The organism is Pedobacter sp. Leaf250 (assembly GCF_920984735.1).
Taxonomy (GTDB): Bacteria; Bacteroidota; Bacteroidia; order Sphingobacteriales; family Sphingobacteriaceae; genus Pedobacter.
In genome coordinates, this window is sequence record NZ_CAKLBU010000009.1 from 226,468 (window position 1) to 232,611 (window position 6,144).

Consider the following 6,144-nt stretch of genomic DNA (forward strand, 5'->3'; position numbering starts at 1 on the left):
TTTACTCAAACGACTTTTCCAGTCCTTTCCTTAAATCGAAAAGTAACCACTGCTTGTTTTTTACATCTCCTTGTTTGCTTTTTAATAATTCGATAAAATCTTTTACGCCAACTTCTTCATTACCATTGCCGTGAATAAGCACTATGCTTCCCTCATTAGGCTGTTGCCCTTTGGCCAGCCATGCATCGCTTCCAATTGGAATCAAACCATACGTTTCAATTTTCTGCACCACACTTTTATCAGATACTAACCCTGGGAAACGGAAAAATACAGAAGGCGTTAAGCCATTTTTTAACATCAGTTTTTCATTTTCCAAAACTTCCGTATCTAAATTTGTACCCGGTGCGAGCAGGAAATTTTCGGCCAGTGGCAAGTTGTTAACCTCGTGGTTGTAAGAATGATTTACCCAAGTAATGTCCAGCTCCTTTTTATCAACCAAACTTTTCAGCCAATTTAAATCATCCTGATGTTTCAGCATCCATTTTCCAGATACTGAAATGGCCAATGGAGCAGGCTGTTCAATTTTCTTAAATTCATCAAAAACAGATTGAAAGATGATCCTATCCAGCGGTTTGTGTGATGGGCATAAATCTATTGTTAAAGTTATTCCCGCCTCCTTCGGAATTGCATGATCAATGCCTGCGTCTTGTAATTGCACAGCCTTGGCAGCTGCCTCTGTTAGCGATTTTACATAAGCTGTATTTTTGAAAATAACAAAAACATTCGGCCATTGTAAGCTACTTATGGAATAATTGCTTGCCAAATCAACTTTTGTATCTAATGTTTCAGGATTTACGAGGAGCAAGTATTTTACATTATTGTTTACGAAGCTTCTGGTTGCAATTAATTTTTCAGATGATTGTGTAGCCAGGGAATAGTTCACTTTATATCTTTTTATATCCTCAAATTGTTGTGCATAAATTTTTGAATGGATGAGCAGAACGGCCCAAAAGGAGAGGTGTAATATTTTAGATAAATGCATAAATCCTTATTTAAAATCTTTCTAATTTAGTGCAAAAAAATTATCTTTACCAATATTGCCATGAATAAAGAAAAGGTAAAATTATGGTTTAAGCGTGTAGGCTTAATTGGATTTTTATTCTTCCTAATTAAAGGATTAATTTGGTTGGTGGTATTTTACTTTATCGGAAAAAACGTTACCTAAAAGTAAACATCTGGTTAGCGATAAAATTCCACACAAAAACAATTCCGATGGCTATAAACTTTGCCAGATAAAAATTTGTTCCGTTTTTACGCTGATGGAATAGATAAATTATGAAGGTGTTCAATGCCAGGCCGATTAAACTAACTATAATAAATTTGCTGAATTCAGTTCCCCAATTGGTATTGGTGCTTTGGAAAGTCCAAACTCTGTTAATTAAATAATTGTTGGTTACGGCCAAGGTAAATCCAATCGCATTCGCAACGTATTTATTTACTTTAATCTTTTCTTTAAAAAGCCAGGTAGCGCCAAAATCTATCGCCATTCCTAGCAATCCGGTTAAACCAAATTTTATAATGCGAAAAAATAAATCCATTTTTTAATGTAGCCTCACTAAATAAAAATGCTCCAAAACTGTTGGTCTGCTATCTGCATTGATGAATTTTGGAGTGAGCTTGGTAATGTGATAATACTCAAATCCCTCTAATACTTCAGCATTATAATCTCTTTTTACTTGTGCCAATTCATCATCATGTACGTACAAAATATTGTTTTCTTGTTTATTCAGCTTTTTTAAATCTTCATAGTTCCATAGGTATTCTACATCGCCATTGGCGTAAAAATCTAATGAATAAGCATCAGGATACATCAAAACTTTAACCTTGGCTTTTGGATGATTTTCCTTTAACCACAAACCAGCTTCCATACCCGATTCATATTTTAAAACAGCAGTATAAAAAAATACACATAGAAATAACCCCAAACTGTAGGAAATAAATATGCTCCTGCCTACAATTGAAAAAGTAGATGGTTTCTTAAAAAGAAGCAATGCGATGATTGGTGATATTACGACAAGAATTATCGCAATTACATAACCATTAAACTCGAAGAAATAGGCTATTACTCCAAGTAAAATGGCTACCAGAAGAGATACGGCTGTTTGAATTATAAAGAAAATTTTCGAAGTTTTCTCGTTCAGCCTCTGAAGATAAACCGCCGTTATAATCGCAAATTGCGGTAAAATAATCAAGATGTAATGAGGCAGCTGAAATTTTGAAAAAGAAAATAGCAAGAAGGTTATAGCTGCACTTGTCCAGATGATGATGCTTTCTTTAGGCAACGCATTTCTACTTTTCTTCTGGAATAAATTAGCAACTCCGGTATAAAACAAGAACGACCAGGGAAGAAAAGCCCAAATGGTGGTGTGTAAGAAAAATGAAAGATCTCCTTTGCCTTTTATGGGGCCGTTGTTAAAAAAGCGGCCGAATTGACTATCCCAAAAAAAGAATTTTAGTCCTGAAACTTGAGTATTGCCAAAAACTACTTTTTCGGGATGTAAATCGAACTGACTGTAAAGTGCATAAAGTTCGGGTGTAATAAAAATGAGAATTAACAATATTGCTGTCCACCATTTTATTTTTATCAGCTCTTTAAATTGTTTGGTGATTAACCAGTAAATAATGAAGCCACCGAAAACAGGAATGAGTACAAAAATTCCTTTCACCATGATGGCACAGGCTGCAAAAAAAGATCCAGCTATGATGTGCCATAAGCTTTTTTGATGCGCTTTGTAATAATGATATATGGCTGCAAGGGTAAAGGCTGTAATGTAAATTTCTGCCCGAACATCGAAAGTGGATATCAAAATGTGCAGGGCACTAAGGAAAATCAAAGCACTAATAAGCCCGGTTTTTTTATCGTAAATGTTTTTTGCTAAAAGATAAGTGTACCAGGCGCCAACCAGGCCGAATAAAAAAGATGGAAATTTATAGGCAAATGAAGAAACTCCGAATATTTTAAATGAGATGGCGGCCAGCCAAAACGGTAAATGTGGCTTATCAAGCCAATCGGCGCCACGTACATTCAGGTTAAGCCAATCGTTATGCAGCGCCATGTTTTTAGCAATCGATGCATAAAGTGCGCCATCTGGTTCCATTATACCACCAAATAGCGCTGTTGCACTAAACATAACTAACACGAAAATCAAAAATAGGTATCGCCTAAATTCCGTTTTGCTCATTTGAAAATTTTACGATTTGACTATGAAGAACGTTAATCGTTTAATGAGCGCAATTTAATTTATTAAAAAGGTTTATAATGATAGATTATGTTAAATGATTGTCTGTTTTCGTAATAAATTTGATGTAAAAAGCTTATTGCTATCTTTGCAACATGACAAAGTTATCGGTAAATATCAACAAAATTGCCACATTGAGGAATAGTCGTGGAGGTAATAACCCTGATTTGGTTAAGGTTGCCTTGGATTGTGAGCGATTTGGAGCGCAAGGAATAACGGTGCATCCACGTCCTGATGAACGCCACATCCGCTATCAAGATGTATACGATTTAAAAACCGCCATTTCCACAGAGTTTAATATAGAAGGAAATTGCAAGGAAGATAAATTTGTCGATTTGGTTTTAGCCAACAAGCCTGAACAGGTTACTTTAGTTCCAGATGCTGAAGGCCAAATTACTTCAAACCATGGCTGGGATACCATCAAACATAAAGATTATCTCAAAGAAATGGTCGCTGTTTTTCAAAAAGAAGGAATCCGCGTTTCCATTTTTGTCGATCCGATTGTAGAAATGGTTGAAGGTGCGGCTGAAACTGGAACAGATAGAATAGAATTATATACCGAGGCATACGCACATAATTATTTTGCAGATCGAGAAAAAGCAATAGTGAATTATATTGCTGCGGCACATCATGCGAACAAACTTGGATTGGGTATTAACGCTGGTCACGATTTAGATTTGCACAATCTTCATTATTTTGCTCAAAGTATTCCAGGTTTACTCGAGGTTTCAATCGGACATGCTTTGATCAGTGATGCGCTTTACTTAGGCTTAGAAATCACCATACAAAAATATTTACAGCAACTTTCGTGAGTTTAGAGATGAAAGTATAAAGTTGAAAACCGATCGTTGACAATATACTTACCACTAAAACTTTCTACTTTAAACTTTTCACTTTAAACTTAACATGTTAAAAGGAATTCTCCTTGTTTTTTTCGGTGCCTGCAGTTTCGGTATCCTATCTACGTTCGTAAAACTGGCTTATCATGATGGTTATACTTTAGGTGATGTTACAGGTGCGCAAGCATTTTTTGGGGCGGTAATTCTTTGGGTTTTATTTTTCTTTCAAAGCAGGACTAAAAAATATAATGCCACGGAAATTAAATTAATTACCCCTTGGTGGAAAATGGTTTTAGCCGGAACTTGTACGGGTTTAGTTTCTGTATTTTATTATCAATGCGTAAAGCTTGTACCCAATTCGGTTGCTATTATTCTGTTAATGCAATTTATCTGGATAAGCATTTTGCTGGAGTTTATCATCTACAAAAAGAAACCAACAGGACTACAGTTTTTGGTGATTTTATTGGTTTTGGGTGGGACAGTTTTAGCTAGTGGGATGGTCGAAACTTCCATCTCTAGTTTAAATTTAAAAGGTATTGGCTTTGGTTTATTAGCGGCTGTTTCTTACGCTGGCTTTTTAATGTTGAGTGGTAGAATTGGAAATGAATACCCTGCCTTAAAGAAAAGTGCATTAATGATTACTGGGGCATGCATTTTAATTTTCATTCTTTTCCCGCCTTTATTTTTATTTAACGGAGCCTTAAGCGGCAGTTTACTAAAATGGGGTTTAATTATTTCCGTTTTTGGAACAGTTATTCCACCATTGTTTTATGCAGAAGGAGTACCTCGTATTGGTACAGCGTTGAGTTCGATTTTAAGTGCTGCTGAATTGCCTGTTGCCGTAATGATGGCTGGATTTGTACTGCAGGAGCAGGTTTCGTTTTTAAGATGGGTTGGTGTTTGTGTGATTCTATCAGCAATGGTGTTGCCAAACTTGAAGTATTTAAAACGGACTAGATAATTAGTGGCAAAGCGCTTTATGTTTTTTTTTACCACAAAGCACACTAAGACAAAGCACAGATAACACTGAGTTTGGATGTTAGTCTTTGTGTTCTCTGTGAAACCTCCGTTTCTTCTGTAGTAAAATAAATTAGCTTAACCTTCTTTTTCTTTGCGAAAAACCTAGCGCCCTTTGCGGTTAACCTAAAAATAAATACCTTTAAAAAGCAAATACCATAAAAATGAAAAAACACATTCTTTATATTTTATCTTTCTTAATCATCGGCTTCGCCGGATGTAAAACCAAGACCACCATTAACCAGGATGAAGCTGGAGAAGTCATTACTGATTATTTAAAAGCTAATCCAGAATATAAAACTACACGTTTCAACTTTGGAGAAATAAAATTTAACAGCACCAACGACATGTTCGAACTGGGTAAATACAAATCTTTGGCGAGTAAAGGGTTGGTTACTTTAAGTTTAAAAGAAGCCAAAAAGAAATTTCTTTCAAAGGATAGCAGCTTCGTTTATCAAATCACATTAACGGATAAGGCTAGTCCGTTAGTTTTAAAACAAGATGGTGATAAAGCAACAGTAAAAGCTGTTACTTATGTACTTGCTGATGAAAAACCGGTAAATTTTGAGCAGGTAAATTCAAGCACAGCGAAGGTTACAGTTTCATTGAAAATGGTAACAACAGATTTTGAGCCATTCGATAAGGAGGCCAATAAAAACAGTAATTTCATTACCAAAACTTACAAATTAAAGTTGAGTAAGGATGAAGGCTGGAAGGTGCAGAGGTAGTGGCTAAGAATAAGGACTAAAGATCATAGCAAAATAACAAAACCGATACCTGGAATTAACAATCATACCAAAGGTTTGTTAACATTCATTGACAACAGTTTCAAGTGACGCAAGATAAATAAAGATATTAAAGGCATTAGCTAAAATCTTGCAATTTGCAATCTATGTTTTTTGCTGTCATTGTGTTTCTAAATCCGACAGCAGCGGAAATACTCCTATGATTAATATTAGTCATTTAGCATAGAAAAGGCCAAAGCTTTCCTTTAGAGCAGCAGACATTTATTATCTGCCGTTCTTCCGGACATTTCTTTCTCATTACAA

Annotated in this window: 6 protein-coding genes; 3 read left to right on the forward strand and 3 right to left on the reverse strand. The window is 35.5% G+C overall.

Annotated features, from left to right (window positions below):
• Nucleotide 1 precedes the first annotated feature (1 nt).
• The 3 genes from LUA91_RS10560 to LUA91_RS10570 all read right to left on the reverse strand — a co-directional run bounded on the left by LUA91_RS10560 (nt 2) and on the right by LUA91_RS10570 (nt 3,182).
• Nucleotides 2–982, reverse strand: a complete 981-nt coding sequence (locus LUA91_RS10560; protein WP_231426010.1) for a polysaccharide deacetylase — start codon at nt 980–982, stop codon at nt 2–4.
• Between the two features lie 175 nt (nt 983–1,157).
• Nucleotides 1,158–1,538, reverse strand: a complete 381-nt coding sequence (locus LUA91_RS10565) for a GtrA family protein (RefSeq protein ID WP_231426011.1) — start codon at nt 1,536–1,538, stop codon at nt 1,158–1,160.
• Nucleotides 1,539–1,541: 3 nt separating this feature from the next.
• Nucleotides 1,542–3,182, reverse strand: a complete 1,641-nt coding sequence (locus LUA91_RS10570; RefSeq protein WP_231426012.1) for a glycosyltransferase family 39 protein — start codon at nt 3,180–3,182, stop codon at nt 1,542–1,544.
• Between the two features lie 152 nt (nt 3,183–3,334).
• On the opposite strand from LUA91_RS10570, the gene LUA91_RS10575 reads away from it, so the two are divergent.
• From LUA91_RS10575 to LUA91_RS10585, 3 genes are all read left to right on the forward strand, one after another.
• Nucleotides 3,335–4,051: a pyridoxine 5'-phosphate synthase gene (locus tag LUA91_RS10575; protein ID WP_231426013.1), complete on the forward strand. Its 717-nt coding sequence runs from the start codon at nt 3,335–3,337 to the stop codon at nt 4,049–4,051.
• Between the two features lie 94 nt (nt 4,052–4,145).
• Entirely contained in the window at nt 4,146–5,039 is an 894-nt protein-coding gene (locus tag LUA91_RS10580; RefSeq protein ID WP_231426014.1) for a DMT family transporter, read from the forward strand.
• Between the two features lie 220 nt (nt 5,040–5,259).
• Nucleotides 5,260–5,823 (forward strand): hypothetical protein, encoded by a 564-nt coding sequence (locus LUA91_RS10585; RefSeq protein WP_231426015.1) that lies wholly within the window; start codon nt 5,260–5,262, stop codon nt 5,821–5,823.
• Nucleotides 5,824–6,144: the final 321 nt, after the last annotated feature.

Coding starts and splice junctions, on each gene's coding strand:
- LUA91_RS10580 (WP_231426014.1), top strand. CDS start 4,146: ATGTTAAAAGGAATTCTCCTTGTTTTTTTCGGTGCCTGCAGTTTCGGT.
- LUA91_RS10560 (WP_231426010.1), bottom strand. CDS start 982: ATGCATTTATCTAAAATATTACACCTCTCCTTTTGGGCCGTTCTGCTC.
- LUA91_RS10575 (WP_231426013.1), top strand. CDS start 3,335: ATGACAAAGTTATCGGTAAATATCAACAAAATTGCCACATTGAGGAAT.
- LUA91_RS10570 (WP_231426012.1), bottom strand. CDS start 3,182: ATGAGCAAAACGGAATTTAGGCGATACCTATTTTTGATTTTCGTGTTA.
- LUA91_RS10565 (WP_231426011.1), bottom strand. CDS start 1,538: ATGGATTTATTTTTTCGCATTATAAAATTTGGTTTAACCGGATTGCTA.
- LUA91_RS10585 (WP_231426015.1), top strand. CDS start 5,260: ATGAAAAAACACATTCTTTATATTTTATCTTTCTTAATCATCGGCTTC.